Origin of the sequence: Flectobacillus rivi, assembly GCF_030056655.1 — a bacterium.
Taxonomy (GTDB): domain Bacteria; phylum Bacteroidota; class Bacteroidia; order Cytophagales; family Spirosomataceae; genus Flectobacillus; species Flectobacillus rivi.
Genome location: NZ_JASHIE010000004.1, coordinates 264,060 through 290,566, shown reverse-complemented (window position 1 = coordinate 290,566; position 26,507 = coordinate 264,060). Strand labels below are relative to the sequence as shown.

Below are 26,507 nucleotides of genomic sequence, written 5' to 3'. Positions count from 1 at the left end.
GTAGAAAAAAAGAAATTGTGCCTTGTGTAGTAAAATTGCAAAAAATACTTTCAAAAGTTCAATTTATGGCGCGCCTCGACAACATTCTAAAATATGAGTTTTTTCATGCTGAAGATTTTATCTCAGATACCTTTTTTTTAGAATGGGTAGCCTCACCAAGTAATCGGGAATACAGTGCATTTTGGAACAAGCTGATAGAAATATATCCTGATAAATGTGTAGAAATCGAAATAGCTAAAGATATTCTTCTGAATACCTGCCAAGGTCAAGGCCTCAACCCATTGGAAGAAGAAGAACTCTGGCGAAAAATCAATAAATCTTTATTATCCTAATCAATCAGTTTCATTTTAAAACCAATAAACTATGCTAATTAAACCTTTACTATTGAAAAGAGGGCTATTTGGAATGTGTGCGGTGCTTACCTTTATGTTGTTAAGCTTCACAGGACTAGCCCAACAAGCAATTACAGGGAAAGTGACTTCTTCGGAAGACGGACAGGGTGTTCCAGGAGTAAGTGTTATGATTAAAGGTACCAACAAAGGTACAACCACAGATGCAAACGGTTCTTACAAAATTAACTCGTCGTCAGCTAAGGATGTTTTGTCATTTTCAGCGATTGGTTATACGACTACTGAAGTAGCAGTAGGTTCAAAAAATACAATCAATGTTGTGTTGAATGTTGAAAACCAAGCCCTTTCAGAGGTAGTTGTAGTTGGTTATGGTACTCAAAAGAAAAGCCAGTTGACAGGTGCTATTTCGCAGGTATCTGCTAAGCAAATTTCGGAAATGCCTATTACCAACTTAGGTCAGGCACTTCAAGGTAGAACTGCTGGGGTTGACGTTTCACAGTCAGGTTCAAAACCAGGTCAAACAGCTAAGATTTTGATTCGTGGTCGTCGTTCATTCAATGCTGGAAACGACCCATTATATGTTGTAGATGGTATTCCATTGTCGGCTGGTTATGAGGATTTTAACCCAAATGATGTTCAGTCGATGGAGGTGTTGAAAGATGCAACAGCTACAGCGATTTATGGTGCTAGAGGTGCCAATGGTGTTGTTTTGATTACAACAAAAAGAGGTGCTGTAAAAGGAAAAACTACGGTAACTTATGATATGTACGTGGGTCAATCTCAGGTATTAAACAAATTGAGATTGTTCAACGGAACCGAATTTGCGGAATATGTACGTGAAGCTTACAGAGCAACAGGTATTTACAAAAACGCAGCAGGAGCAATCGTTCCAACTGGTCAATCAGATCCTGTTGCAGATTCGAAGGTAGCAGTATTAGGTGGTGACCCTAACGTAGTTGAAGGTTTGGCTCAAGGTAGAAGTACAGATTACCAAGATTTGCTTTTGAAAAATGGCTTCCAACAAAACCATTCAATTGGTATCCAAGGTGGCAATGACAGAACTCAATTCTATATTTCAGCTGGTTACTATGTAGATAAAGGGGTAACAGAAGGATTAGATTATTCTCGTTATTCGTTACGTGCTAATATCGACCATGAAATTAATAAGTGGTTGAAAGTGGGTATTTCATCTTACATGATGTTTAGCGATCGTAATGGTGAAAACTTGAACCCATATAGTTTCACAATTCAACAAAACCCACTTGGTGCACCTTATAAAGCAGATGGTTCGATCAACTTTACACCAACAAACGATGCGTTGTTGACTAACCCATTGGCTGAAATCGTACCAGGTGCTCAGGTAGATAACACGAAGAAATACCGTATTTTCAACAGTATTTATACTGAGGTAAAATTGATGGAAGGTTTGAAATACCGTGTAAACTTTGGCCCAGACTTTACTTTGTCTCGCTGGGGTAGATTTATCGGAGCACAAACAAATGCTAGAAAAGGTGGTGATCCTCAGGCAAGTACACAAAGTAACTTCGGATTTAACTGGACTTTGGAAAACATCATTAATTATTCAAAAACAGTTCAGAAGCACAACCTAAATGTGACTCTCTTGCACTCTATTCAGAGAGATCGTTACGAAAACTACGCTGCCAACGTGCAAGGCATTCCTGCTGAAACTCAACAGTTTTACAATTTAGGAAATGCAAGTTCTGTGCTAGGTGTTGGAAGTAACTTGACTGAATGGACTATCAATTCATTAATGGCGCGTGTTAACTATGACTACAACGATAAATTCTTGGTAACATTGACAATGCGTCGTGATGGTTCTAGCCGTTTTGGTGTAAACAGCAAATATGGTAACTTCCCTGGAGTAGCTGTAGGTTATAACATTAGCAACGAACCATTCTTGAAAAGCGTACAATGGTTAGACTTATTAAAAGTGAGAGCAGGTTGGGGTTCAGTGGGTAACCAAGGGGTGTCTCCTTATCAAACACAAGGTTTGTTGAACCGTACTGCTTATGCTTGGGATAACACAGCAGCGTTTGGCTATCGTCCAAATACTATCGGAAACCCAGATTTGAGATGGGAAACTTCAGCAACGAAAAACATTGGTTTTGATTTCAGTTTCTTGAAAGGACGTGTTCAAGGTTCATTAGAATTGTACCAAACCAACACAACAGATTTGTTATTGTCTGACCAATTGCCAGGTTCAATCGGCTTTAGTGCTGTAACTAAAAACGTTGGTGAAACGCGTAACAGAGGTATCGAGCTAAGCGTATCTACTGTAAACGTGGATACAAAAGGAGGTTTCAAATGGACAACAGATTTCCAATTTACTAAAAACCAAGAAGCAATTGTTTCACTTTACAACGGTGCAAAAGATGATATCGGTAACAAATGGTTTATCGGACAACCTTTGAACTCATTCTTTGATTACAAAAAAGTAGGTATCTGGCAAGTAAGTGAAGCAGAACAAGCTAAAAAATATTACCCTGGTGATAATGCAAACGCATTGGGTGCTGGTGTTGGTCAAATCAAAGTACAAGATACAAATGGCGATGGCGTAATCAATGCTGACGACCGTGTATTGCTAGGTTCGGACGTACCGACATTCCAAGCGGGTATCACAAACCGTTTCTCTTATAAAAACTTTGACATTTCATTCTTCTTATTCGGTCGTTTTGGACAAATGATTGTAAGTGGTTTCCATCAAGACAACAATGCTTTGGCTGGTCGTTACCAACAAATCAAAGTTGATTACTGGACTCCAAACAACCCTAATGCTGAGTTCCCTCGTCCATTTAGTAACCAAGAGTTCCCTCAGTACAGACAAACGTTGATTTATTTTGATGGTTCATTTATCAAAATGCGTAATATCAACTTTGGTTATACTTTCAATTCAACTGTTGCTAAAAAATTCGGCATGGAATCATTGAGACTATTCTCAAGTATCCAACAACCTTTCATCTGGTCTAGCTTTATTTCTAAGTACAATGGCGTAGACCCTGAAACTTCAGGTACTTCTGTAAACAATGGTGTTACACCATCTACAAGAGTATTTACAGTTGGTATCAATGCTAAGTTCTAACCACAACTTAGTAGAAATTTCTCAACGAAAAACAGTTTAACGAAAACAGATTAATAAGATGAAGATTAACAATATATTAAAACATGCAAGAGTACTAGGGGTAGCAGCATTGATGTTGACCGGTCAGTCTTGCTCTGATGTCTTGAACGAAACAGTTGTATCGGGTATCGGTAACGACTATATGAATACCACCAAAGGGTATGAAGATGCAGTGAATGCAGCATATTCTTCTCTTCGTAACTATTATGCCACACAGCCTGGACTTACCATGACTGAATTTGGTACAGATATTTATGCAACTGGTGCGGATGGCTCATACAAAGGTTTTCATTTTTATGATACACAGTTAAACCCTACGGTAGATTACCTTGCTCAAATCTGGGATGAATTATACCGTGGTATCAACACATGTAATGCTATTATTGAGCGTGCACCAAAAGTAACTTTGGCAGATGCTACTAAAAAAATCAGAATTGCTGAAGCAAAATTCTTGAGAGCGCATTATTACTTTATTTTATTCCAGCAATACGGTGGTGTAGATTTGAGATTGACAGAAACATTGGCTCCAACGAAGCAAACCAAAAGAGCTACTGACGCTGAGATGTATAGTGCCATTATCAAGGACTTGACAGAGGCTATTCCTGATTTACCAAACTCATCAACACAATATGGTCGTGCTATCAAGCCAGCTGCCGAAATGTGTTTGGCTAAAGTATATCTAGCAAAAGCTTATTCGTCGGTAAAAGCTTCAGATGATTTTTCTAAAGCAGCAACACTTTGTTCAAGCGTAATTTCTAATTATGGATACAAATTGTTGGATGATTTCGCTAGTGTATTTGATGAAAATAACCAAAGAAATTCTGAAGTAGTTTTTGCGGTTCAGTACACTGCTGATCCACTAACAAACCTTACAAACAACACAGGTGCTGTGAATGGAGGTAATAACCTTCACTTGTTCTTTGGTATGCAGTATGACGTACAAGCAGGTATGCAACGTGATATTGTGAATGGTCGTCCTTTCAAACGCTTACGTCCTACGACTTACTGTACAGATGTAGTATTTGGAGAAAGAGTAAACGATTCGCGTTATAAGAAAACTTTCAAAGACACTTGGTATAGCAATAAGCCAGGTACTTATGCAACTGCATTTGATGATTCAAAAACGTCTGTAACATTTGTAGCTGGTGATACTGCTATCTTTATTCCAGGCTACGAAATGTCTAAAGCTGATCGTGCTAAGAAAAAATATCAGGTATTGGTGCCTAGTAAATATTCGGAAGCGTTGTTCCCAACGTTAAGAAAATTCTTCGATACCAAACGTCCTGATATGACTTACGAAGCAGGTAGCCGCGATTATTTTGTGTATCGTTTAGCAGATACGTATTTGATGTTGGCCGAGGCACAAGTGGGGTTAGGCAACAAACAAGCTGCTGCTGATGCAATCAATATGGTACGTCGTCGTGCGGCTTGGGCTGGTAAGCAGTCTGCCATGGAAATTACTTCAGATCAAGCTACATTTGATTATGTAGTGGAAGAAAGAGCAAGAGAATTGGCTGGTGAACAAACGCGCTGGATGGATTTAAAACGTTGGGGAATCTTGGTTGACCGTGTGAAAAAATACAATCCACAGGCAGCAGCCAACATCAAAGATATTCACAACCTACGTCCAATTCCTCAGACACAGATTGACCGTACTGAAGGAGGTAATACAACATTCCCACAAAACCCTGGTTTCTAATAGCTACTTAGGTTTTAAATAATGAAGAAGATGAATGTCTCTTAGGATTGGTTCATCTTCTTTTACCACTAAAAGCATAATTATATACTTGACCCTAATACCAAACCAAAGGGGCGTTTCGAGAGAGACGTCCCTCTTTTTGTTAATATATCCAACTCAAACAGCCGAATCAACGCAGGATGGTCTCCGTTTTTTGAAAATTTTGAGTAACTTTTGGATTTTAAAGGCTTTTATCTCAAAAAATAAGTAAGCGATTGTGGAAACAATCCTATTCGACTAGAAAAATGATTATGAAAAAAAGTATGATGATGATGGGGCTAATGCTGATGAGTGCAGGTGTTTTTGCCCAACAAAAAACAGATAAGGTACAGTTGATAGTGAAAAAAAATGAAAGAAAAGTAGATGTTCTTGTCGATGGACAACCATTTACATCTTACTTCTATCCGAGTGATTCTATCTTAAAAAAACCAGTTTTATTCCCTATTCGTACGGCGCAAGGTACGATGATTACACGTGGGTATCCTTTTATTAAAAAAGCTGGCGAACGTGTCGACCACCCACACCACGTTGGTATGTGGCTCAATTACGAATCGGTGAATGGTTTTGATTTTTGGAATAACTCAACAGCAATCAAAGACCGTTCGAAATATGGAACTATTCGTCACACAGGTATTGAAAAAGTTGTAGGTGGACATGGAAAAGGCGAATTACAAGTAACAGCCGATTGGATTGATACAGACGGAAAAGGTAAAACTTTACTAAAAGAAGAAACAACCTATATTTTTACAGCAAAAGGTAACCAACGTATCATCGACCGCATTACAACACTAACAGCTGTAGAGAATGTAACTTTTGCGGATGTCAAAGACGGAATGTTTGCTATCCGTGTGGCTCGTGAATTAGAACACCCTTCCGACAAACCCGATGTTTTTGTAGATGCCAATGGTATTGAAACCAAAGTTGATAAACTAGATAACACAGGTATTTCGGGTAAATATCACGGAAGTAATGGCGTAAATGGTGAAGAAGTTTGGGCTACTCGTGGCAATTGGATGAACCTTTCTGGTAAAATCAAAGACGAAGATATTAATATCGTGATTATTGATCACCCTAAAAACATTAGCTATCCAACTTACTGGCATGCACGTGGATACGGTTTGTTTGCTGCCAATCCGCTAGGAGTAAATGTATTTTCGAAAGGAAAAGAAACCTTAAATTATAAATTGGCACCCAACCAATCAGTGACTTTCCGTTATCGTACAGTAATTACTTCAGGAAAAGTAACAGATAAGGAATATGATGACTTGGCAAAAGATTTTGCTAATCAGTAGCATTATTGAATTTTGCGACGCAAGAGAAAATATTGGATAATATATCGATGGTGTACTTTGATAGTGTCCATTCTGATGTCTTAACTAATATTATTAACAAGTAAAAAAGCTCAACTATCTTATCATAGTTGAGCTTTTCTTATTTTAACCGATTGACTTCGGTCTTTAAAAATCGTTGTTTGGCGTAATAATATCCATAGAGATATGAAATTATTACGGATGAGAATGCGAGTAAGCCCATGATTAGTAGCTTAAGAGTAACGTTTCTTTTCATGATAGGTATAAATGGTTGATTTTAAGATAGAAGAAGCAATTTTATTCAAAGATATATGCTTTTGTTTTATAGCGTATATCTTATTTTTTTAATTGTATAAACGGTAGTGATTTTATCAGATTAGTTTTTTTCATAACTTCGGAAAACCAATTTCTATAAAAATCTAAATAATTTAACATGAAAAAACTTCTATACGGAATCTCAATGGGATTCCTTGCCCTCGCTTGCACATCTCAATCGCAGGAAGCATCTCCAATTGTTGGTACTTGGCAATTAATCTCTGGAACAACCATCAAAGGTAAAGACACTACTTTTACAGATTATACGAAGGGACAAGAAATGATTAAAATAATTACCCCTACACATTTTTCTTTTTTACGACATGACCTCAATCATGGTAAAGATTCCACCGCAGATTATAGCGCAGGAGGAGGCAGAGTCAAAATAGATGGTAATAAGTACAAAGAATATTTAGACTATTTCAATGTACGAGAGTGGGAAGGAGGCGAATTTGAATTTGATTATGAGGTCAAAGGAGACACCTTAGTAATCAAAGGAATTGAGAAAGTCGAAAAACTTGGAGTTAACCATATTAACATCGAGAAATACCTTAAGAAAAAATAAAATGAACCATTCTGGTAGTGTTAGTCAGCTCAAACTATGGCTAACACTATTTTTTTGATAGGTAAAAAGTAGAATGTATTGTCTTTTACTGCTACAGTAATCAAATCAATCAAACACTAAACTTATCTTTTCATGAGTACTAAGTTGAAATGCACTTTTATCTTCCTTTTGTTCTTGACATCGAGTACGATTTTACATGCTCAAAGTAAGCTTTTTAATGGTAAAAATCTAAAAGGCTGGTACGCTTACGAACCCAAAACAGGCAAGCATTCAAACGCATCGGACGTATTTAAGGTAGAAAACAATATGATTCGTTTGTACGGAGACAAACTAGGGTATGTAATGACAGAAAAATCGTTTAAAAATTTCCAGCTTACGGTAGTTTTTCGATGGAATACTGATTCTACGATTACTCGTAAAAGTAGTAAAAGAAACAGTGGAATTATGTACTTGGTACCTACAGCAACAAAAGATACTCTTTGGCCTAAAGGAATTCAATATCAGGTAAAAGACGGAGGCACTGGTGATTTTGTATTGCTACAAGAGGTAACGTTACTGGTAAAAGGCAAACAAACAGAACCAGGAAAAAGCGTCACTTCGCCAAGATTTGCTGATGCCGAAAAACCTGTAGGTGAATGGAATACCGCTGTTATTACCGTAATAGATGGTAATGTGAAACAAGAGTTAAACGGAAAGTTAGTAAATGAAGGAACATTAACAGAGGCAAGTGAAGGTAAAATTTTATTACAATATGAAGGATATCCCATTGATTTTTCAAAGATTGCCTTGAGAAAATTGTAGCAAACTATTACAAATTCATTATTAAAGAAGGTGTTCGGAATAACGGACACCTTTTTATTTTTTTAGAGGAAATGGATTGGGGAAATATGGAAAATTAGAACTAGTATTTGCTTTAATCTAAGGCTGTGTTGGTTAATAATATTTTGTCATGGTAAGAAATTGCTATATATTTGCTTCTAAATAGAATAGGTAATTTAGTTGAAATCCTCCTGAGCGATAGTAATAACTGTTTTGAAATAGATTATTATTTATAATAAAATAAAACTAAATATCTCATATTTATGCTACATTAAACTCTATTTTAGCACTTTTAGAGTTTTAATAATAGCTTATAATCTGTTCCCGAATTATCTCAGGAACCTTTATTGTTGCAAATTCAAAAAATTATTAACATAGTTGTTTCATATAAAAGCAGAGTGTTGTAGTAGATATTTCTGCTTAAAATTTCTACTTATAATTAAAATAGTTAAATCATCTCTTAGAACATAGAGAGATAAAAGAAAAAAAAGTTAAACTAAACAGTCAAATGTATCTTTTTCAGAAACTATCAGTTGTAATCCCTGCCTATAACGAAGAGAAGACGATTAAAAGTGTCCTAACCAAGCTTTCCACGGTAGAACTTATTGAAAATATTCAAATGGAGCTTCTTGTTGTAAATGATTGCTCAAAAGACAACACCGAAAAAGAAGTAGATTCTTTTATAAAAGAGAACCCTTCCGTTGATATAAAATACTTCAAACACGAAGTAAATAAAGGTAAAGGAGCAGCGCTTCATACAGGTATCAAAAATGCTACTGGACAATACTTAATTGTACAAGATGCTGACTTGGAATACGATCCTCAGGAGTTTAATATTCTGATAAAGCCTATCACCGATGGTCACGCTGATATTGTGTATGGATCTAGATTTATGGGTGGTAATGCACATAGAATTTTATTTTTTTGGCATACCATTGGAAATAAGCTTTTGACATTTTTATCTAACATGTTTTCTAATCTAAACCTAACAGATATGGAAACTTGTTACAAGCTATTTAGAACAGATCTTATTCAGTCTTTGGCCCTCAAAGAAAAGAGATTTGGATTTGAACCTGAAGTAACAGCGAAAATTTCGAAAATTAAAGGAATAAGAATTTACGAAGTAGGCGTTTCGTATTATGGAAGAACTTACGAAGAAGGTAAGAAAATCAACTGGAAAGATGGGTTTAGAGCACTCTACTGTATTGTAAAATATGGTCTAATGGACTAATTTTTTCTACATTTTAATAAAAAATAGTTAATACCTAGAGTTTTCGACAAACAACTTACTCATATCGATTGAGATTGTGTTTAATTTTAAGGTGTTGATTGATAAAGTTTTTAGTTTATAAAATTTCTCTAACAGTGAAAGCACTAGCAAGCAGTCAACGCTTTAAATTTATCGTTTTTTTCATCTTTATATATTTGATTATGTTTGTTTTTAAGGACAAACTTAATGTTACATTATATCAGGATGAATTTCACTTTTTCGAAACTACCCAAAAATTTAGTAACTATATTATACCTCCAATTAGCTATTTAGAACACTATCCTGAATTGAATACACCTTTGCCATTTATGATTGGGGGCTGGTGGATAAATCTATGGGGAGACACTATTCAAAATTTAAGAATATTAACTTTTCTATTAAGTTTTGCAATAATAGCATTATTTATTTGGGAAAGCCCAAAAGAGTCTAACAAGTTATGGGTATGCGTTTTAGGTTTGTGGCTATTCCCTAATTATTATCTCTGTACCGTTTATTACTACACAGATATGTTTGCAATATTATTTTTATTGGGTGGTATTATTTCATACTTGCAAGGACGGCACTTTCTGAGTGGTTTTTTAATGGTACTAGCCATCTGCTGTAGGCAGTATATGATAGCTTTTCCTATTGCAATATTAGCAAACGAAGTTGTAGGAATCTTTCTTTCTCAAAGATACTCTTTGAAAAAATCATTAAAAGAACTTCTATCAAAAAAGTATCTTATGGTTTATATACTGGCATTTCTAAGTATTATTCCATGGGTTATTTTATGGGGAGGATTTGCTCCTGCTGATGAAATGAAAAGACAACATTATGATAGTACGTTAACATATAAAGGAGGTTTTGTTTTATATTCCTCAGCTGTTGTCGCTTTTTATTTTGTTATACCAGAAATATTGTTGATGCGTAAAATAAATGTATTATCACACTTTGTTCGAAGCAACCGCGTTGTATCTGTTTTGTGCTTGTTAGTTGTAGGGTTTTTGGTTTGTTTTACGCCAGCTGTACAAACATATAATCCGTATTTCACTTGGAAATTTTTAGGATACTTAGACATGGGTTTAGTCAAAATAGGTGTTCCAGAATTTATAAAGCAGATAATATTTGGATTATTAATGTTTCTAGCTCTAATTCGCTTTTTATCAGGAGGCTTAAATATTTCTACTTGGGTATTTATTATTAATGGAATATTATTAGGTAAGGCTCAATTATCTTGGGATAAATATTCATTACCTACAGTAGTTATTTTGTGGTTTTTAGTACTTGTTGAAGAAAAATATTTTAATCAGCCTAGTAATCTAGACAAGAAATATGAGATATCTCATGTTTAATATATATTGAAATTTTACGATAAAAAGCCCTGTAGATATTCACTAAGTGAGCATCTACAGGGCTTTTATTATGAACGAAACATTAATAGGTTATGAGTAATTTTAATAAAGTTTTTGCGATAACATTTTTTTTGCTTTTCGCAATTGGGCTGACTGAAAAGCTTCAAGCTCAACGAGTTTATTCGGTAATCTTTAATGATTTACCCCAAGACTCCCAACTTTTTCCAAGAAATAATAATAACATTGCCAATATTCCAATCAAAGGAATTATTGAAGTGCCAGGATGGACATATTTGTCAGTAATTCTCACAAGAGAGGGAAAAAACTATGGTTATTCAAGAGGCTATATCAATTATACTTCAAGTACATTAGGAAACTTTTCTGTACCTAATGTCAATATAAAGGCAGAACCTGCTGAATATGAAATTTCAATTTATGCAATGAATGCGAATGGCAAAGACTCTTTATTTATGGCATCTCGTCAACATCTTGTTGCTGGAGATATTTATGTATTAAATGGCCAATCAAATGCCTATGCATTCAATATTGGAAATGAACCTTTTTTTTATGATAACAAATACATCAGAACGTTTGGGAAGCATTTAGGTCAGGTCTCTGATACACTGTGGGTAAACCCAAGCCCTCAAGTGGGGGCTTTAGCACTCTCATTTCAAAAATATATTTTTGAGAATACTGGTATTCCAACGTGTATTATTAATGGTTCTGTTCCAGGTACAGGAATCTCTCAGCACTTTAAAGATGAAAGCTATCCAACAAACCTAGGTACTATTTATGGTTCTCTTTTATATCGAATACAAAAATCAAGGGCTATAGATAAAATAAAGGGATATATCTGGATTCAAGGAGAAAACGATATATTCGATAACTCAACGACTTATCCAGACGATTTTAAGAAATTGTTCAAATCTTGGCAGATAGATTTTCCTGCTATTGAACATTATATTGTTGCACAAAGTAATGTTTATCCAATCCCTACTATAAATGCTGCTAGTATTAGAAATTTTCAACGACAAACCCCTTTATTATCTAATAAAATAGAGGTTTTAGCTTTAAATGGATATGAAACTTTAGATGGTGTTCACCACACTAATAAAGGGTATTTTCAGATTGCAGCTCGTCTTTATAAACTATTCGGAGCCCAATATTATGGGGTAACTGATGATATTAATAATCATTCTCCTAACGTAAAAAGAGCATACTTTACCTCATCAAAACACGATGCAGTCGCTCTTGAATTTCCTGAAGGTACCGAAATGGTAGCTGTTCCTGATACAGTTTTAAAGAGCCCATATACAGGGAATATCGTTACCTTAGGTATTAAAGATTATATCTATTTTGACAACGATGAGTCTCGTACCGCAACTATCACAAGAATTGACTATTCAGGAAATAAAGTAATATTTAATTTTAATGCTCCAATCTCGTATAATAAAATAGCTTACTTACCTGGACGTTATTATACTTTTGATTTTACTAAATATATGGGTCCAAGTATGAGGTCTAAAAATGATTTACACGCGTGCTCATTTTATGACCTTGCTATTGAAAGTGAAAATACAGCTCCATTATTATCTCCTAGTCTGACTGCAACTGCATTATATTTTGATAAGGTTAATCTAACTTGGAATAAGGTTGATAAGGCTGTTAACTATGTTTTAGAAGTACAAGATGGAGGAATTTATCAGGTAATTGCAACTCTTGATTCGTCGATGACCTCTTGGATACATCAAGGTTTATTACCTAGTACGTTATATACTTATAGAATTAAAGCCATAAATGCTATTCAAACTTCTTCATATAATGGAACAACTGTTACAACCACAGCTCTATTAGATTCACCTGTAATAAGTGCTTCTCAAGTTGCTATTGGTGAAGTAAAAGTTGTTTGGGGTGCTGTAAAGGGTGCAAATTCATATCTTTTAGAAAGAAGTATCAATGGAACAACTTTTTCAGGAATAGGAACATTTAACTCAACAACGTTTTCTTATGCTGATACAAAAGTGGCTTATGGACTGAGTTATACTTATAGATTGAAAGCTTTTGGTACAGGAACAGAGTCTCCATTAGTAACTACTTCCATAAAAGTAGTAAATGAGCTTGTAACACCAGTTTTAAAACAAAATGCCATTTATACCTACGGCTCTGGAATAGCATCCCTTGAAATAGGATGGAAGTCTGTTGATGGCGCTACAAGTTATCAACTTGAAAGAAAACAAGCAGGGCAAACTTATCAAATTTTAAACAATCTTGATAACGCTAAGAATAGTTATAACGAACAATCACTTGCTGCTAATGCCAGTTATACCTACCGAATCAAAGCCAAAGGAAATTTTACAGAATCTAAATACGACTCCTTGACTGTGTTAACCCCCAATGTTTTAACTACTCCAACTTTAGCAGTCGAAGAAAATCTTACTAATAAAACGTTGTTAATTAGTTGGAATAGTGTAGCAGGAGCAAGTACGTATCAATTTACAAGAAATATTGAGGGGCAAAGTACAAGTATGAAGACTACTTTATCTACCAATAAATTAGTAGATTCTACCTTTATTCAAAAAGCTAACTATACTTACAAACTACAAGCTTTTGGCGCAAATACAGAATCAGCCATTGCTACAAAGACTTTTACAACTTCTTTAATCTTGGGGAATGAACCACTAGCCGTTGAGTCTTTGGTTTATCCCAATCCATGCCACGATTTTGTATGGATCAGGTTGCCGTATTCTACTTCGGGTGGGGTAGATTTTATCGATACTCAGGGTAGAATTGTCAAGTCTGTTGAATTTAAAAATCAGGAATTACTAGAAGTTTCATTGCAAAATCTTCCTGCTGGCATATACTTCACTAGAGTCCAAACCGCAAAAGCCATTTGGAATACGAAAATTCTGGTAAACTAACAGGCATTTTTACTTTAACATAAATCCTAAAAGGAGCATTGAGCATTACTACTCAATTCTCCTTTTTTTGTTGGTTTTTTGAGGAAATTAATTGAAAATGAGCATGTTGTTTGGTAATTTGTCAGTTATTCAACTTCATTAATTTACTATCTCAAACCTACTGCTCATGATTCAACCAATATTTGTATATGGTCAACACATACTAGAACAGCCTTGTACAGATATTCAATTAGAAAGTCCTCAACTTCAGAACTTAGTCAATAATTTGTGGGATACCATGCGAAATGCCCAAGGTTGCGGTTTGTCAGCCCCACAAATAGGTTTGCCCTACAATGTATTTGTCATAGATAGCCAAAATGCCTTTCAAGCAATTGGGAAAGGTTTTCGGAAAAGATATTTTGATGCCGAGGACAAAGGAATCCAAGGGATATTTATTAATCCTCAACTCTTGGAGGTGTCTTCAAAAATGTGGAAAGCAGAGGAGGGCTGCCTCAGTTTGCCAAGTTTAATCAAAGGGGTTAGTAGGCCGTGGCAAATCAAAATCAGTTACTACAACGAACAATTAGAATATCGCATACAAGAATTTTCTGGCCTTACAGCGAGAATGATTCTACATGAATTAGATCATACCAATGGGATTTTGCTCATAAATCACATGGGATTGTTGATCAAGAAGTATCTTTACTTTAAGCTTAAATCTATCAAAAAAGGTCGAGTGAAAGTATCTTATCCTATTTCTACTCGCTAATTTTTCCTTTTTCCTTCTTTTCCTCTATCAGGTTCTGTCCAGAGCAGAACATGGTAAAGTTTTGTTTTTTAGAAAAAAAGTTCAACATTTATTCCCGCATCATTGAAGTCTCGCAAGACAAGTCCTCTAATGTGCTTGACATCTCACAATTCTGCATAAATACGTAATTCAAACTATCTATTTAATATGAAAAACTCTTCCATTATAGTGGCCTTATTGGCTGTAAGTACAAGTTTCTATCAATGCCAATCTCCCAAAGAAAGCTCGAACGAATCAACGAAAGTAGCTTGGAAAGAGCTTTTCAATGGCAAAGATTTAAGCGGTTGGAAACATGTAGGACCCGGTGCGATGGTCGTAGAGGATGGTATGCTTCATGGCGAAGGAGGCATGGGTTTGCTATATCGGGAAGGTGAAAAATATGGTAATTGTGTGTTTCATATTGAATGGAAAATGCAAAAGGAAAATAGCAATTCAGGGGTTTTTATTCGTATTCCTATCGAACCTTTAGAGGAAATGATGCCTGTGTTTTATGGAAATGAGGTACAAATCGATAATAAACCAGAACTTTCGGGTGAAGACGAATACCATTATACGGGCACCTTATATTCATTTTCGAAACCTCTGGCAAAACCCGGAAAACCTGGTCCCGAATGGAACTCTATGGATATTTACCTAGATGGTCCACGAACAGTAGTAATGGTCAATGATGTGAAGGTAACTGATTTTAAAGATGGAGACCCTGTGCCAAAACGGAAATTTGATTTTGAGCCTTTTCATGGAGCAAGACCTGATTCGGGTTATTTCGGATTACAAAATCATGGAAAAGAAGATATTGTCTACTTTAGAAAAGTAGCTGTAAGACCTGTCACCAAAGAAGACCGTGAAATTGGTAATTTGAAAAGCAGAGCAAGTAAGTAAAACCTTTAAGGCTATTTTCTATGGATACTACTACAGAGAAAAAACTCACTAATCGAAGAGATTTTGTCAGACAGACTTCCTCTGCATTGTTTGGATTAACGATTGTTCCTAGTACTGTGATTTCGGGGCTTGGGCATGTTGCACCAAGTGATAAATTGCATTTGGCTGCTATCGGCTGTGGAGGCGAAGGTGCGGCAGATATAGATGCACATATCAAAACGCCCAAAAAAAATGTCGTGATTTCGCATTTATGTGATGTCGATGACCGTATGGCCAATCCGATGAGAAAACGTTTTCCTAAAGCGCATTTTTTTCACGATTGGCGAGAAATGTTTGAGAAAGAGCATAAGAGCTTTGATGCCGTTACCGTGGCAATCCCTGATCATAACCATGCTATCGTAGGATTAGGCGCGATGCAATTGGGTAAGCATTTGTATTTACAGAAACCCCTGGCTCATGATATTCACGAGGTTAGAATTTTGACTGAGGCTTCCAAAAAATATAAAATTGTTGCTCAAATGGGCGATCAAGGGGCATCAAGTGAAGGATTGCAAACTTTGCGTGAATGGATAGAAGCTGGAATTTTAGGAGATATTGAAAAAGTGTATTGCTGGACCGACCGTCCCGTCTGGCCTCAGGGTATTGCTTGGCCTAAAAAAGCAGCCAAAATTCCCAAAGAGTTGCGTTGGGATTTATGGCTCGGAACGGCTAAAAATGTGAACTATATTGATAATTTAGTGCCATTTAACTGGCGTGGTTGGTGGGATTTTGGAACGGGAGCTTTGGGAGATATGGGTTGTCATATTATTGGCCCTCCTTTCAAATTACTTGAATTAGGCTATCCTACTGAAGTTTCTGGCAGTGCGAGTACAGTTTATAATGGAATTTTTAAAGAAGGAATTTATCCAGAAAGTGGACCTGTTTCGAGTTCGTTGAAATTTACCTATGAACAAAAAAATGGAAAGAAATTAGAGCTTTATTGGATGGACGGAGGAATCACCCCCGAAAGACCTATTGAGCTAGATAGTAAGGAAAACATGAATGATGTCATGGGCGATTTTACCAAACTCAATGATTTTGAGGGAGCAACTCTTTTTGTAGGAACAAAAGGCAAAGCTGCTTGCGGATGGGGAGGTAGAAGTCCAATTTTATTACCGCTTTCAAGAAATGAAGAAGTACATGTGCCAAAAAAATATCCACGTGTGGTGGGCGATATGGATGGTCATTATTGGCAATGGATAGATGCATGTATTGCAGGTTATGGGAAAAACGAATTAAGCTCGCCCTTCGAAGGATATGCAGGACCTTTGACAGAGACTGTTTTGATGGGTAATTTGATTTTGAGAAGTTTTAATATTCGTCAGAAGGTAAAAAGAAACGATCCTGTTTATGGCGATATGGAGGCTTTTACCTTTCCTGGAAGATATATAAACTACAAATGGGATGGAGCAAATATGCGTATTACCAACTTTGAAGCAGCTAATCAATTTATTAAGAGAGAATATAGAAAAGGCTGGAACGAACTAAAATTATAAATTATTGGAGATACAACCTATCTCCAATAACACCCTAAAAGCGCCAAAATGCACATTGAATATTTTTCGGATGACCTAGCCATGAGCGAACGCGCATGTGACCTCATACTTCAACAAATTGAAGAAAATCCTCAAACTTCACTCTGTCCTGCTACCGGAAATACTCCACTCAAAACATATCAATTATTAGCACAAAAGCTTTTGGAAAAACCAACAGAGCTTCGTCTGCTTATGTTAGATGAATGGTATGGTTTGGACAAAACACAGGAGGGAAGTTGCTATGCTTTTTTACAGAAGTATTTGGTCGAACCATTACAAATTCCCAATGAACGTTTTTTCATATATGATTCTCAGACCTCCAGCCCTGAGGAGGCGTGTTTACGTATGCAATTACGCTTGAAGCAAGAAGGACCTATCGATTTAATGATATTAGGAATTGGTCTCAATGGGCACCTTGGTTTTAATGAACCCAACGATTTTTTAAGTCCAGCCTGTCATGTAGCAGAGTTAGAGGAGCAAACCAAGCAACATACCATGATTGGAGAGTTGTCCATTAAACCAACTAAAGGTTTAACTTTGGGTATGGGAGAAATTTTACAAGCTAAAAAAATCATCTTATTAATTAACGGAGCGCACAAAAAAGAGATTACTAAGGCATTTTTGAAGGGAGAAATAAGCACTCATCTACCAGCCTCATTTTTATGGTTACACCCCAATGTGACCTGTTTGATAGAAGCAAACGCTTTATGAAACCACTATTATAACCCGAATTTATACTAAAACTCATCAATGAACATTCACTTATCATTTGGCATAGACCAACTTATTCAACATTCGAACCCAGCACAATATGGTCGTATTGGTTTGGTAACCAACGACGCGGCATATACAGCCATGGGGCAACAATCTCGCTTAGCTTTGTTAGAGGCAGATTTTTCTATTCAAAAGCTCTTTTCACCTGAACATGGTTTGTCTGCCAAAGGTCCAGATGGTGCATTTATTCCAAATGGTGTAGACAGCCTTACCGCTTTACCAATTGTAAGTTTATACGGAGAAAAATTAGCCCCCAACTCAACCGATTTAACGAATATTGATACCGTTTTTTTTGATATTCCAGATATTGGGTTGAGATATTATACCTATCTCTGGACACTAACTCATGTATTGGAATCGTGTGCAGCTCATCAAAAGAAATTAGTGATTTTGGATAGACCTAATCCTCTATCTGGAAGCATAGAAGGACCTATGTTGGAGGAAAATAATTGTTCCTCGTTCATTGGACGATGGAATATTCCTGTGCGACATGGTTGTACCTTGGGTGAGTTAGCCATGTTCTTTAATGCAGATAAAAATCTTCAGGTTGACTTACAAGTTGTCTCATGTAAGGGTTGGAATAGAAACCTTATTTTAAGAGATTATGGAATGCCATTTCAGCCAACTTCGCCTGCAATTGTTTCATGGGAATGTATGTTGGCGTATCCCATCACTGCCTATCTCGAAGCAACCAATCTAAGCGATGGACGTGGTACCAATGCGCCATTTGCACAAATTGGTGCTCCTTGGCTACAAGGATTTGACCTATCAAAACTCCAAGGACTGACCGAAGATGTAGTGTTTGAAAACTGCCAATTTGTACCATCTGAAGGCAAGTTTATGAATGAAGTTTGTTATGGTCTTAAAATTAGGGTAAAAAAAGCCCAACATTATCCATCAACTTTGTTAGGGCTGTGCCTTATAAAACTCATCAAAGCTCAATATTCTGCTTATTTTTCTTGGAAACCTTATCCAACTCGTGCAAACCCTACAGGTCTGCGTCACTTGGATTTATTAACAGGAATTTATCAATCAGAAAGACTTCTTGAACTGACGTGGGTGGATTTCCTTTCGCAGATTAAAGACTTTACTCAAATCACCGAGTGGCAACGAAAAGTGTCTCCATATCTTTTATACTGAGAATCTAATTGGAAATTTTGATTTTTTATCCACAAAATCATTAAATAAACCCAAGCTTAATTTTGTAAAAAAGAGAGTTTGAATTTTTCTCTAAACTCCATGGGACTCTCCTGTGTTTTGTTTTTGAAAAGCTTGCTGAACGATTGAGGATGTTCAAAACCTAGCTCATAGGCAATTTCAGAAATTGTTAAATTCGTAAGAGAAAGTTTTTCTTTGGCTTTCTCAATAAGTTTTTGGTGAATTAACTGCTGAGCGTTTTGTCCTGTCATCGAACGGAGCATATCACTCAGATAACTCGATGAAATATTGAGTTGGTCTGCCAAGAATTTTACCGTTGGAATACCTTGATTTAAAGAAGCTTGTTGGTTGAAATAGGCATCTAATAACTCTTCCAATTGTTGAAGCATATCATGACAAACGGGTTTTCGGGTTATAAACTGTCTTTTGTAAAAACGATTGGCGTAGTTTAACAATAACTCAAGTTGTGAAATGACCACTTCTTGACTAAACTCATCGATTCTATTGTTTAACTCAGATTCAATCATTCTGAAAATGGATAAGATTACTTCTTTTTCTTCATCAGACAAGTGAAGCGCTTCTCTCGAAGAATAGGAGAAGAAACTATATTGTTTAATTTTCTTGGCAAGCGGAAAATTCCATAAAAAATCGGGGTGAATCAAAAGAATGATTTGTTGATTAGCGCAAGTGCCTTGTGGGATAGCATTTAATTCCTCCTCGCTTTTGCCGATAATTTGATTTGGTGCAGCAAACAGCAAACCACCTTCGTCAAAATCAAAATAGGTTTGTCCATATTTTAACTTACCACCAAAGTAGGGTCTAAAAGATATTTTATAAAAACTCAAGGCATGTAAATGTGGACCTAATTCCAGAAAAATCTTTTCGTCGATACCGTTTACAATACTGATAAGAGGGTGCTTGGGTAGCGGTAAACCAAAGGTTCGATGCGCTTCGGATAGAGAATCGAATTTGTAAAAGGGAATATCTTCTTTTTTCATACTTAAAATTTTTACTGTTATAAAACCACAAGCCTTGAATTAACAAAGGAATAGTAAGATAGATTCAAGAATAGAAGAATAGAATTGGGATGAATGCACTTTTCATCCCAACTCTACTAATGAGTTAAAAGTCTTGAGCAGCACTTGATACCGCTTCCCATTTCTCCCATTCTGCTAATCTTTCTGCATAAGTTTCACGTAAATGAGGAAGATTGTATTTCCCTAATAAAAAGCGAAGAGGAGGGTTTTCTGAATCAACAACTTGGAATATTGCCTCAGATGTTGCCAATGGGTTTCCTCTATCAAGTTGTCTTAATGAATCAACAAATTGAGATTTGAATTCGGTATATTCCTCCATGCCAGCTGAAAACTTCAGAGATTCAGGACTTCCAAATTCAGTGGCATAAGCACCAGGTTCAACAATAGTCACCTTAATGCCGAATTGTTTCACTTCCAACGCCAAACTCTCATGAATCGATTCAAATGCCCATTTGGATGAACAATAGTAGCCAATGACAGGTAGGGTGATATGTCCTAAATTGCTAGACGTACCCACAATATGTCCGTATCCTTGTTTGCGTAAATACGGCAAAGCCGCTTGAATTACAGCTACAGGTCCCAAAACATTGGTTTCGTACAGTGCACGAATTTCATCAGCCTTTCCTTCTTCGATGGTTCCTACGAGAGAATAACCTGCGTTGTTGAAAATAATATCTATTTCACCAAAATGTGCAAAGGCTGTATCAATGGCCGATTTGACTTGGTCAATTTTGGTAACATCCAAGGCTAGTGGCAGTACATTATCCCCGAATTTTTCACTCAAATCTGCGATACTTGATAACGAACGAGCAGTAGCAACTACTTTGTCTCCACGCTGTAAGGCAGCTTCTGCCCAAACACGACCAAAACCTCTTGAAGCACCTGTAATAAACCAAACTTTTGTATTTTTCATGACTATTTTGTTTTAAATCTTAACGATACAAAGTTCTGTTTTACTTTGAAGTTCGGCGTAGCCAAAATGAGGAGGTTTGTAGTCAAAATGAGGAAGTTGTGGAGAAAGCATAGAATTGAAAGCTAATGACTTCCAATGTTTTGGGTTGTAATATGAAATAATGAGTCAAAATCAAATATCAAGTTATCAAACCGTCATTTATTTGTAGTGTTTCATGAGTACCTGATAACGTATTATTTATATAAGCTGGACAGATTTTTAAGCAAAATAAATTAATATTGAAGATATTTCATTCATATCTAACATTTACCCCGTCACTCTAAAATCTGTACTCATAACTTATGGGATTATTCGATATTTTTAAAAAGAAATCACAGAATTCTTCTTCAGGGTCAACGCAGGAATTTCCACCAAACAACCCAGAAATGCAAACGGTTTGTTTGTTTTTTGAAAACGAACCATTATTGGATAAAGCGACTATTTTATCTGAGTTAAAAGCCAGATTTACAAATGTAGAAACGGTAGATGATGATTTGTCAGATTCACCATTGGTCTTCTTTTTTCCAGACTATTTAGTGCCTTTACAAGAAGGGGCTGTTCCAGCACAAGGTGCTATAATCACGATGGATCAACAGCTACAATTGGATAGATTTACTACGGCTTTTCGTCAGTCATGGCATTGGGATAATGCGGAAAAAATCATGGCAGCTTGTAAATATGAAATCAACCTGACCGATCTGATGTCACGGTCTTTACCTCCAATGGCTCGATTAGCGTATTTTCAAAAGTTTGTATCTGCTGTGGTAAAGGCAACTAATCCACAAGTAGTGTATTTTAGGAATAGCGATAAACTTCTTGATCCAAGTGATTTTTTAAAAACTTGTGATATTGCTCAGAACGATTTTTTGCATGCTGCTCTAAACGTGAGGTTGTTCAGTGTAGCCAACGGTAGTGAAAAAGAACTATTGATGGATACGCTAGGACTACATGCTTTTGGGCTAACTGATTTTGAATGTAGATTCACCGATTATGACCCAAGTGATATAGCTAAGGTGTTGCAAAATTTGGCTTATTATATCTTCGAAACAGGCGATACCATCAGAAGTAATACGACCGTGGAGGGTATTGGGAAAAATCCGATTTGGAAAACACAATTTGCCAATGCTAAAGTCGAACCTGAACGACTGGTGGTCGAAATAATTCCCCGATAAAATCCTTAGACATTTGAAATTTAGTGATTGAGTGTTTGAGTGAATGAGTGATTATTTTTAAATGAGTTAGTGGGTAAAATAGAAATAATTTTACCCGTATTAAGCTTTATGCGGTAGGTTAAAAGTTAAATAGTATTTCTCATGAAGTAATAGAAACTTTTTGTGCCTAATGCCTACAGCTTACTGCATAAAGCGTATTAATGCAACAGAGGCATAATCACTCATGCATTAAATCACCACTTACTAAATTCAAAATGAGTCATATTTTTTGATGCCACAATCGATTTTGACCCAAGTCAATGCTTTTCCATTTTATTTCATTTTATTTTGAATCCATAATAGAATAAAGATGATGAAAACGGAGCTTGCTAGGTTAATTCAGAGGAAAACGGCACTTACCGAAGAGGAGCTTGCTTCTATCTTGAAGTGCTTTAAATTGGTAAAAGTTAACAAACATGAGCATCTTCTGGAACAAGGAGAGGTGGCTGACCAACTATTTTTTATTCAAAAAGGCTGTCTGAGATTATATTACAATACCGAAGAGTTTGGGATTGTAACCCGTTTCATGGCTTTTGAACATACCTTTCTGACTTCTCTCGTGAGTTTTATTGCTCGTGATCCTTCTACGGAGTTTATCGAAGCCGTTGAAGATTCGGAGGTACTATCTATTTCACATCATGATTTTCTTCAATTAAGAGAAAGTATTCCCGCATGGGACAAAATTTATATTTACATCTTAGAATACGGTCTAACTGTAATCACAGGACGACTAAGTAGTATACTCACGCAAAATGCTACAGAGCGATATACTTCTTTACTCGAAAATAATCCAGAACTAATCCAAAGACTCTCAAATGCGAATCTGGCGTCTTATCTTAATATTTCTCCCGAAACTTTGAGTCGACTAAAATCTCGCATTTTCAAACAGAAAAAATAACTAAATATGAGAAGTGATGAAGTAAAACGTGGGTACCAACGTACGCCACACAGAGCCTTATTGCGTGCCACTGGACTCAAAGACGCAGATTTTGACAAGCCTTTTATTGGTGTAGCCAACTCTTTTATTGAAATTATTCCAGGGCATTTTTTCCTTAATAAAGTTTCTGAAATTATTAAAGAAGAAATACGTGCCAATGGTTGTGTTCCATTTGAATTTAATACCATCGGAATTGACGACGGTATTGCCATGGGGCACGATGGTATGTTGTATTCGCTACCAAGTCGTGAATTAATTGCTAATTCTATCGAAAGCGTAATGAATGCCCATAAATTGGATGCTATGATTGCGATTCCGAATTGTGATAAAATTGTCCCAGGAATGATTATGGGAGCATTGAGAGTGGATGTTCCTACCATTTTTGTCAGCGGAGGCCCTATGGCAAAAGGATACAAGAAAGACGGTTCACCAATCGATCTAGCTACAGCATTCGAGGCTGTAGGAAGGCATGAGGCTGGGACTATTAGTGCTGAAGAATTGAAGGATATAGAATGCAATGCTTGTCCGAGCGGAGGGAGTTGTTCGGGAATGTTTACAGCAAATTCAATGAATACTCTCATGGAAGCCATGGGTATTGCATTGCCCGGTAATGGAACAATTCTGGCACAAACCAAAGAGCGTGAAGAGCTTTATCGTCAAGCTGCTAGGAGGATTTGTACAATTGCAAAGGAGGATGCATTGCGGGGAAAATTCAAACTTAAAAATATTTTGAATCTTAACGCTGTAAAAAATGCCTTCGCAGTTGATATGGCTATGGGGGGAAGTACCAATACGGTTTTACACATGCTTGCCATTGCCAACGAAGCTGGTGTGGATTTTCAGTTGAAGGATATCAACGTAATTTCTCAGAGAGTTTCACACATTGCAAAAATCTCACCTAGTTTGAGTACCATACATATGGAAGACATCAACCGTGCTGGGGGAGTAAATGCCGTGATGAAAGAAATGACCAAACGAGGGGACGATGTTTTGTTGGATAACCTCACAATCGGAGGAGAAACATTATTTGAAAAAATCGCCGATGCCGAAATCAAGGATACCAATGTCATTCGAAGAATCAATAACCCTTACAGTCAAGTAGGAGGGTTGGCTATTTTGTATGGTAATTTGGCTGAACAAGGGGCGGTTATCAAATCGGCGGGATTAACGGGTAGTCGTGTATTTACAGGAAAAGCCGTTTGTTATGACGGTCAGGCAGAGGCAGTTGCAGGAACCTTGGCAGGTGAAGTAAAGGCTGGTGATGTAGTTGTAATTCGCTATGAAGGACCTAAGGGTGGACCTGGAATGCAAGAGATGTTGAGTCCTACGAGTTTATTGATGGGTATGGGGCTAGGAGCTTCAGTAGCATTAATCACTGATGGGCGTTTCAGCGGAGCAACCAGAGGAGCCTCCATTGGGCATGTATCACCAGAAGCAGCTGAAGGAGGAATGATAGGTTTGTTAAAAAATGGAGATGAAATACATATCGACGTTGACCAGTATATTCTTTCGGTAAATTTATCTGACGAGGAAATTGCGGAGAGGAGAGCAGCATTTGTACCAATCAAAAAGCCCTTAACATCAAGATGGTTGAATCAATATCGAGCCTTAGTGACCAATGCGAGTAATGGAGCGGTGTTGAAGACTGATTGGTAAGATAAATTATTGAAAGGAGTTGATATTTTCTATTCAACTCCTTTATTATTTAGGTCATATTCTAGTTGCTTAATTCCTGAATTTTCCAGATAGCCTTAGCATGTTTTGCGAGCATTCTTTGTCTAGTAGCTATTTTTGCTTCGTCCCACGTACTAAACTTTGTAGGAATTGAATTGGTAAGTTTAGATTGTGATTTTTCAAATAATTTACATTTTTCTGCAAAGGATTTTTGAGCGGCTTCTCTATTGAATTTTTTTTCAAGTAGGGTTAAATTTCCTATCCTAAATCTTGAACGATTAATTTCATCAAAAGAAAACTCTCCCCATTCTTCATCGGCATTTTCTGGTAAAATATGCTCAATCGTAAATAAATCACTATCAACATCAATTTCGCTATTATACTCATATATTTCAATCTTTGCCAAAAGGTATTTGACTATCTTATGATTTCTGGTGGTATTTTTAAATTCTTTAGTTGAGAAATCATTTTCAAAACTATTATCTTGAACGTAAATCGATTGAAAATCAGAAGCTGAGAATTTTTTTTGTGATTCAATTTTTAAAGCTACCGCATTATATACGTCTTCTTGAGCATTTGGGTTTAATCCTCCTATTATGTTGTATCTTAATGAGATAATAGAGCAAGTTTTGGTTAATTTACTAAACCCTTCACTTGTAAGATTTCTATACCCTGACATGAAAAGGGAGTATGTTTGACGAATTTGAAAAAGTTTAAGCTCTCTGAGCGCTTTTTGAATTTCAGGTTTGTCTCTCCATAGGTCATCTTCTGGATTTTGAATAGCAAGAAATATATCAGCAGTATCGTTTAGATTTCTAATCAAACCAAAGACTTCTTGTTTGGTTTTAATACTACTTTTAATAGTTTTAAACAGATTTTTCTTACCAACAGATTTGCTTATGCTGTTCCAATAATATCTTAAGTAATCTTCAAATTTTTGCTCGCCCAATTTGCCAACTATTTTACTCCAGATATTTTCTAACTCTTCAATTTCTGAAATATGCGGTTGTGTTTCATCAACCACTGAAAATAAGTGGTTTTTTAATAAATCCGAAGATGATAATTGAACACCTCTAGCATTTAAGGTTTCAAATACTTTAAAGGCGTTAAGCTGGTCGGTAACTTCAATAACCGTAAAAAAAAGCTTATCTACAATATTGTCAACAAAACCAGCTAGCTCTTCTCCTGTTTTGTACTCTTTTTTGATTCTATCATAATACCAATTAAAACATTCTCTCATGTGTTTTTCTGAGGTATTGGTATTGCGAAGAGGTAAATCTTTTAAGAGTACTAAATGCTGTTTGTAGTAGTCATTACTATTACGATTTAGCTTAAGTTTATTGTTAGAGATTAGTGTAACAGGGTCTATATAGCCGATATAGCTATTGAGTAAATTGTTTTTTCTCAATTGGTTACTTTCTGGGTCAATGTTTGAATCAACCAAATCGTTTAGGCATTTGAGCGTAGACAGAATTAAAATGCTCATTGTAGTCAGCCTTTGTTGTCCATCAATTATCTGAAACTCTTTGTTATTTGAAGTTTGAAGAACCAGATAGCCCATATAATGCTCCTCGTCCTCATTAGACATAAGAGCCTTGATGTCCTGCCATAAATCATCCCATTGTTCAGTATCCCAAGTATAGTCACGCTGAAATTTTGGAATTTCATAACGCAAACCATTTCCCATTAATTGTCTATAAGTTTTATTGGATGTTCCTTGAATACCCCTCATGATATTAAAATTTTGCCTCAAAAATTAACAGTTGTTT

General features: G+C 36.3%; 20 protein-coding genes. 17 read left to right on the top strand and 3 right to left on the bottom strand.

Annotated features, from left to right (window positions below):
- Nucleotides 1-65: 65 nt before the first annotated feature.
- From QM481_RS07245 to QM481_RS07180, 14 genes are all read left to right on the top strand, one after another.
- Nucleotides 66-332: a hypothetical protein gene (locus tag QM481_RS07245; RefSeq protein ID WP_166553847.1), complete on the top strand. Its 267-nt coding sequence runs from the start codon at nucleotides 66-68 to the stop codon at nucleotides 330-332.
- 73 nt (nucleotides 333-405) lie between these two features.
- Nucleotides 406-3,450 carry a SusC/RagA family TonB-linked outer membrane protein gene (locus tag QM481_RS07240; protein ID WP_283381339.1) on the top strand — a complete coding sequence of 1,015 codons (3,045 nt, stop codon included), beginning with the start codon at nucleotides 406-408 and terminating at the stop codon, nucleotides 3,448-3,450.
- Between the two features lie 58 nt (nucleotides 3,451-3,508).
- A complete protein-coding gene (locus QM481_RS07235) occupies nucleotides 3,509-5,188 on the top strand; it encodes a RagB/SusD family nutrient uptake outer membrane protein (RefSeq protein WP_283381248.1) in 1,680 nt (559 codons plus the stop codon).
- A 290-nt stretch (nucleotides 5,189-5,478) separates the two neighbouring features.
- Complete coding sequence (locus QM481_RS07230; protein ID WP_166553849.1) at nucleotides 5,479-6,519, top strand: DUF6807 domain-containing protein; 1,041 nt, start codon at nucleotides 5,479-5,481, stop codon at nucleotides 6,517-6,519.
- 451 nt (nucleotides 6,520-6,970) lie between these two features.
- Nucleotides 6,971-7,417 carry a DUF2147 domain-containing protein gene (locus QM481_RS07225; protein WP_283381247.1) on the top strand — a complete coding sequence of 149 codons (447 nt, stop codon included), beginning with the start codon at nucleotides 6,971-6,973 and terminating at the stop codon, nucleotides 7,415-7,417.
- A 132-nt stretch (nucleotides 7,418-7,549) separates the two neighbouring features.
- On the top strand, nucleotides 7,550-8,218 hold the full coding sequence (locus QM481_RS07220) for a 3-keto-disaccharide hydrolase (protein ID WP_283381246.1): 669 nt from the start codon (nucleotides 7,550-7,552) through the stop codon (nucleotides 8,216-8,218).
- Between the two features lie 526 nt (nucleotides 8,219-8,744).
- Nucleotides 8,745-9,467 (top strand): glycosyltransferase family 2 protein, encoded by a 723-nt coding sequence (locus tag QM481_RS07215; RefSeq protein WP_283381245.1) that lies wholly within the window; start codon nucleotides 8,745-8,747, stop codon nucleotides 9,465-9,467.
- A gap of 134 nt (nucleotides 9,468-9,601) precedes the next feature.
- Nucleotides 9,602-10,837, top strand: coding sequence for a Dol-P-Glc:Glc(2)Man(9)GlcNAc(2)-PP-Dol alpha-1,2-glucosyltransferase (locus tag QM481_RS07210; protein WP_283381244.1), 1,236 nt, complete (start codon nucleotides 9,602-9,604; stop codon nucleotides 10,835-10,837).
- A 92-nt stretch (nucleotides 10,838-10,929) separates the two neighbouring features.
- Nucleotides 10,930-13,755: a T9SS type A sorting domain-containing protein gene (locus tag QM481_RS07205; protein WP_283381243.1), complete on the top strand. Its 2,826-nt coding sequence runs from the start codon at nucleotides 10,930-10,932 to the stop codon at nucleotides 13,753-13,755.
- 166 nt (nucleotides 13,756-13,921) lie between these two features.
- Nucleotides 13,922-14,503: a peptide deformylase gene (locus QM481_RS07200; RefSeq protein ID WP_283381242.1), complete on the top strand. Its 582-nt coding sequence runs from the start codon at nucleotides 13,922-13,924 to the stop codon at nucleotides 14,501-14,503.
- A 186-nt stretch (nucleotides 14,504-14,689) separates the two neighbouring features.
- Nucleotides 14,690-15,421, top strand: coding sequence for a 3-keto-disaccharide hydrolase (locus QM481_RS07195; protein ID WP_283381241.1), 732 nt, complete (start codon nucleotides 14,690-14,692; stop codon nucleotides 15,419-15,421).
- 20 nt (nucleotides 15,422-15,441) lie between these two features.
- The gene (locus QM481_RS07190; RefSeq protein WP_283381240.1) at nucleotides 15,442-16,956 is read left to right on the top strand and encodes a Gfo/Idh/MocA family protein; all 1,515 of its coding nucleotides are present in this window, start codon (nucleotides 15,442-15,444) and stop codon (nucleotides 16,954-16,956) included.
- A gap of 48 nt (nucleotides 16,957-17,004) precedes the next feature.
- A complete protein-coding gene (locus QM481_RS07185; RefSeq protein ID WP_283381239.1) occupies nucleotides 17,005-17,706 on the top strand; it encodes a galactosamine-6-phosphate isomerase in 702 nt (233 codons plus the stop codon).
- Nucleotides 17,707-17,745: 39 nt separating this feature from the next.
- Nucleotides 17,746-18,909, top strand: a complete 1,164-nt coding sequence (locus QM481_RS07180; RefSeq protein WP_283381238.1) for an exo-beta-N-acetylmuramidase NamZ family protein — start codon at nucleotides 17,746-17,748, stop codon at nucleotides 18,907-18,909.
- Nucleotides 18,910-18,965: 56 nt separating this feature from the next.
- On the opposite strand, the gene QM481_RS07175 is transcribed toward QM481_RS07180, so the two are convergent.
- Together QM481_RS07175 and QM481_RS07170 are read right to left on the bottom strand one after the other, a co-directional pair.
- Nucleotides 18,966-19,925 (bottom strand): helix-turn-helix domain-containing protein, encoded by a 960-nt coding sequence (locus QM481_RS07175; RefSeq protein ID WP_283381237.1) that lies wholly within the window; start codon nucleotides 19,923-19,925, stop codon nucleotides 18,966-18,968.
- A gap of 124 nt (nucleotides 19,926-20,049) precedes the next feature.
- Nucleotides 20,050-20,877 (bottom strand): SDR family NAD(P)-dependent oxidoreductase, encoded by an 828-nt coding sequence (locus tag QM481_RS07170; RefSeq protein ID WP_283381236.1) that lies wholly within the window; start codon nucleotides 20,875-20,877, stop codon nucleotides 20,050-20,052.
- A gap of 341 nt (nucleotides 20,878-21,218) precedes the next feature.
- Between QM481_RS07170 and QM481_RS07165 the strand changes: the two genes are divergently transcribed.
- The 3 genes from QM481_RS07165 (at nucleotide 21,219) to ilvD (ending at nucleotide 24,720) form a co-directional block, all read left to right on the top strand.
- A complete protein-coding gene (locus tag QM481_RS07165) occupies nucleotides 21,219-22,088 on the top strand; it encodes a DUF4261 domain-containing protein (protein ID WP_283381235.1) in 870 nt (289 codons plus the stop codon).
- 349 nt (nucleotides 22,089-22,437) lie between these two features.
- Complete coding sequence (locus QM481_RS07160; RefSeq protein WP_283381234.1) at nucleotides 22,438-23,025, top strand: Crp/Fnr family transcriptional regulator; 588 nt, start codon at nucleotides 22,438-22,440, stop codon at nucleotides 23,023-23,025.
- Nucleotides 23,026-23,031: 6 nt separating this feature from the next.
- A complete protein-coding gene (gene ilvD / locus QM481_RS07155) occupies nucleotides 23,032-24,720 on the top strand; it encodes a dihydroxy-acid dehydratase (protein WP_283381233.1) in 1,689 nt (562 codons plus the stop codon).
- 61 nt (nucleotides 24,721-24,781) lie between these two features.
- On the opposite strand, the gene QM481_RS07150 is transcribed toward ilvD, so the two are convergent.
- Nucleotides 24,782-26,470: a DUF262 domain-containing protein gene (locus tag QM481_RS07150; protein WP_283381232.1), complete on the bottom strand. Its 1,689-nt coding sequence runs from the start codon at nucleotides 26,468-26,470 to the stop codon at nucleotides 24,782-24,784.
- Nucleotides 26,471-26,507: the final 37 nt, after the last annotated feature.

Coding starts and splice junctions, on each gene's coding strand:
- QM481_RS07150 (WP_283381232.1), bottom strand. CDS start 26,470: ATGAGGGGTATTCAAGGAACATCCAATAAAACTTATAGACAATTAATG.
- QM481_RS07160 (WP_283381234.1), top strand. CDS start 22,438: ATGATGAAAACGGAGCTTGCTAGGTTAATTCAGAGGAAAACGGCACTT.
- ilvD (WP_283381233.1), top strand. CDS start 23,032: ATGAGAAGTGATGAAGTAAAACGTGGGTACCAACGTACGCCACACAGA.
- QM481_RS07235 (WP_283381248.1), top strand. CDS start 3,509: ATGAAGATTAACAATATATTAAAACATGCAAGAGTACTAGGGGTAGCA.
- QM481_RS07190 (WP_283381240.1), top strand. CDS start 15,442: ATGGATACTACTACAGAGAAAAAACTCACTAATCGAAGAGATTTTGTC.
- QM481_RS07215 (WP_283381245.1), top strand. CDS start 8,745: ATGTATCTTTTTCAGAAACTATCAGTTGTAATCCCTGCCTATAACGAA.
- QM481_RS07225 (WP_283381247.1), top strand. CDS start 6,971: ATGAAAAAACTTCTATACGGAATCTCAATGGGATTCCTTGCCCTCGCT.
- QM481_RS07185 (WP_283381239.1), top strand. CDS start 17,005: ATGCACATTGAATATTTTTCGGATGACCTAGCCATGAGCGAACGCGCA.
- QM481_RS07195 (WP_283381241.1), top strand. CDS start 14,690: ATGAAAAACTCTTCCATTATAGTGGCCTTATTGGCTGTAAGTACAAGT.
- QM481_RS07170 (WP_283381236.1), bottom strand. CDS start 20,877: ATGAAAAATACAAAAGTTTGGTTTATTACAGGTGCTTCAAGAGGTTTT.
- QM481_RS07200 (WP_283381242.1), top strand. CDS start 13,922: ATGATTCAACCAATATTTGTATATGGTCAACACATACTAGAACAGCCT.
- QM481_RS07205 (WP_283381243.1), top strand. CDS start 10,930: ATGAGTAATTTTAATAAAGTTTTTGCGATAACATTTTTTTTGCTTTTC.
- QM481_RS07175 (WP_283381237.1), bottom strand. CDS start 19,925: ATGAAAAAAGAAGATATTCCCTTTTACAAATTCGATTCTCTATCCGAA.
- QM481_RS07230 (WP_166553849.1), top strand. CDS start 5,479: ATGAAAAAAAGTATGATGATGATGGGGCTAATGCTGATGAGTGCAGGT.
- QM481_RS07165 (WP_283381235.1), top strand. CDS start 21,219: ATGGGATTATTCGATATTTTTAAAAAGAAATCACAGAATTCTTCTTCA.
- QM481_RS07180 (WP_283381238.1), top strand. CDS start 17,746: ATGAACATTCACTTATCATTTGGCATAGACCAACTTATTCAACATTCG.
- QM481_RS07220 (WP_283381246.1), top strand. CDS start 7,550: ATGAGTACTAAGTTGAAATGCACTTTTATCTTCCTTTTGTTCTTGACA.
- QM481_RS07245 (WP_166553847.1), top strand. CDS start 66: ATGGCGCGCCTCGACAACATTCTAAAATATGAGTTTTTTCATGCTGAA.
- QM481_RS07240 (WP_283381339.1), top strand. CDS start 406: ATGTGTGCGGTGCTTACCTTTATGTTGTTAAGCTTCACAGGACTAGCC.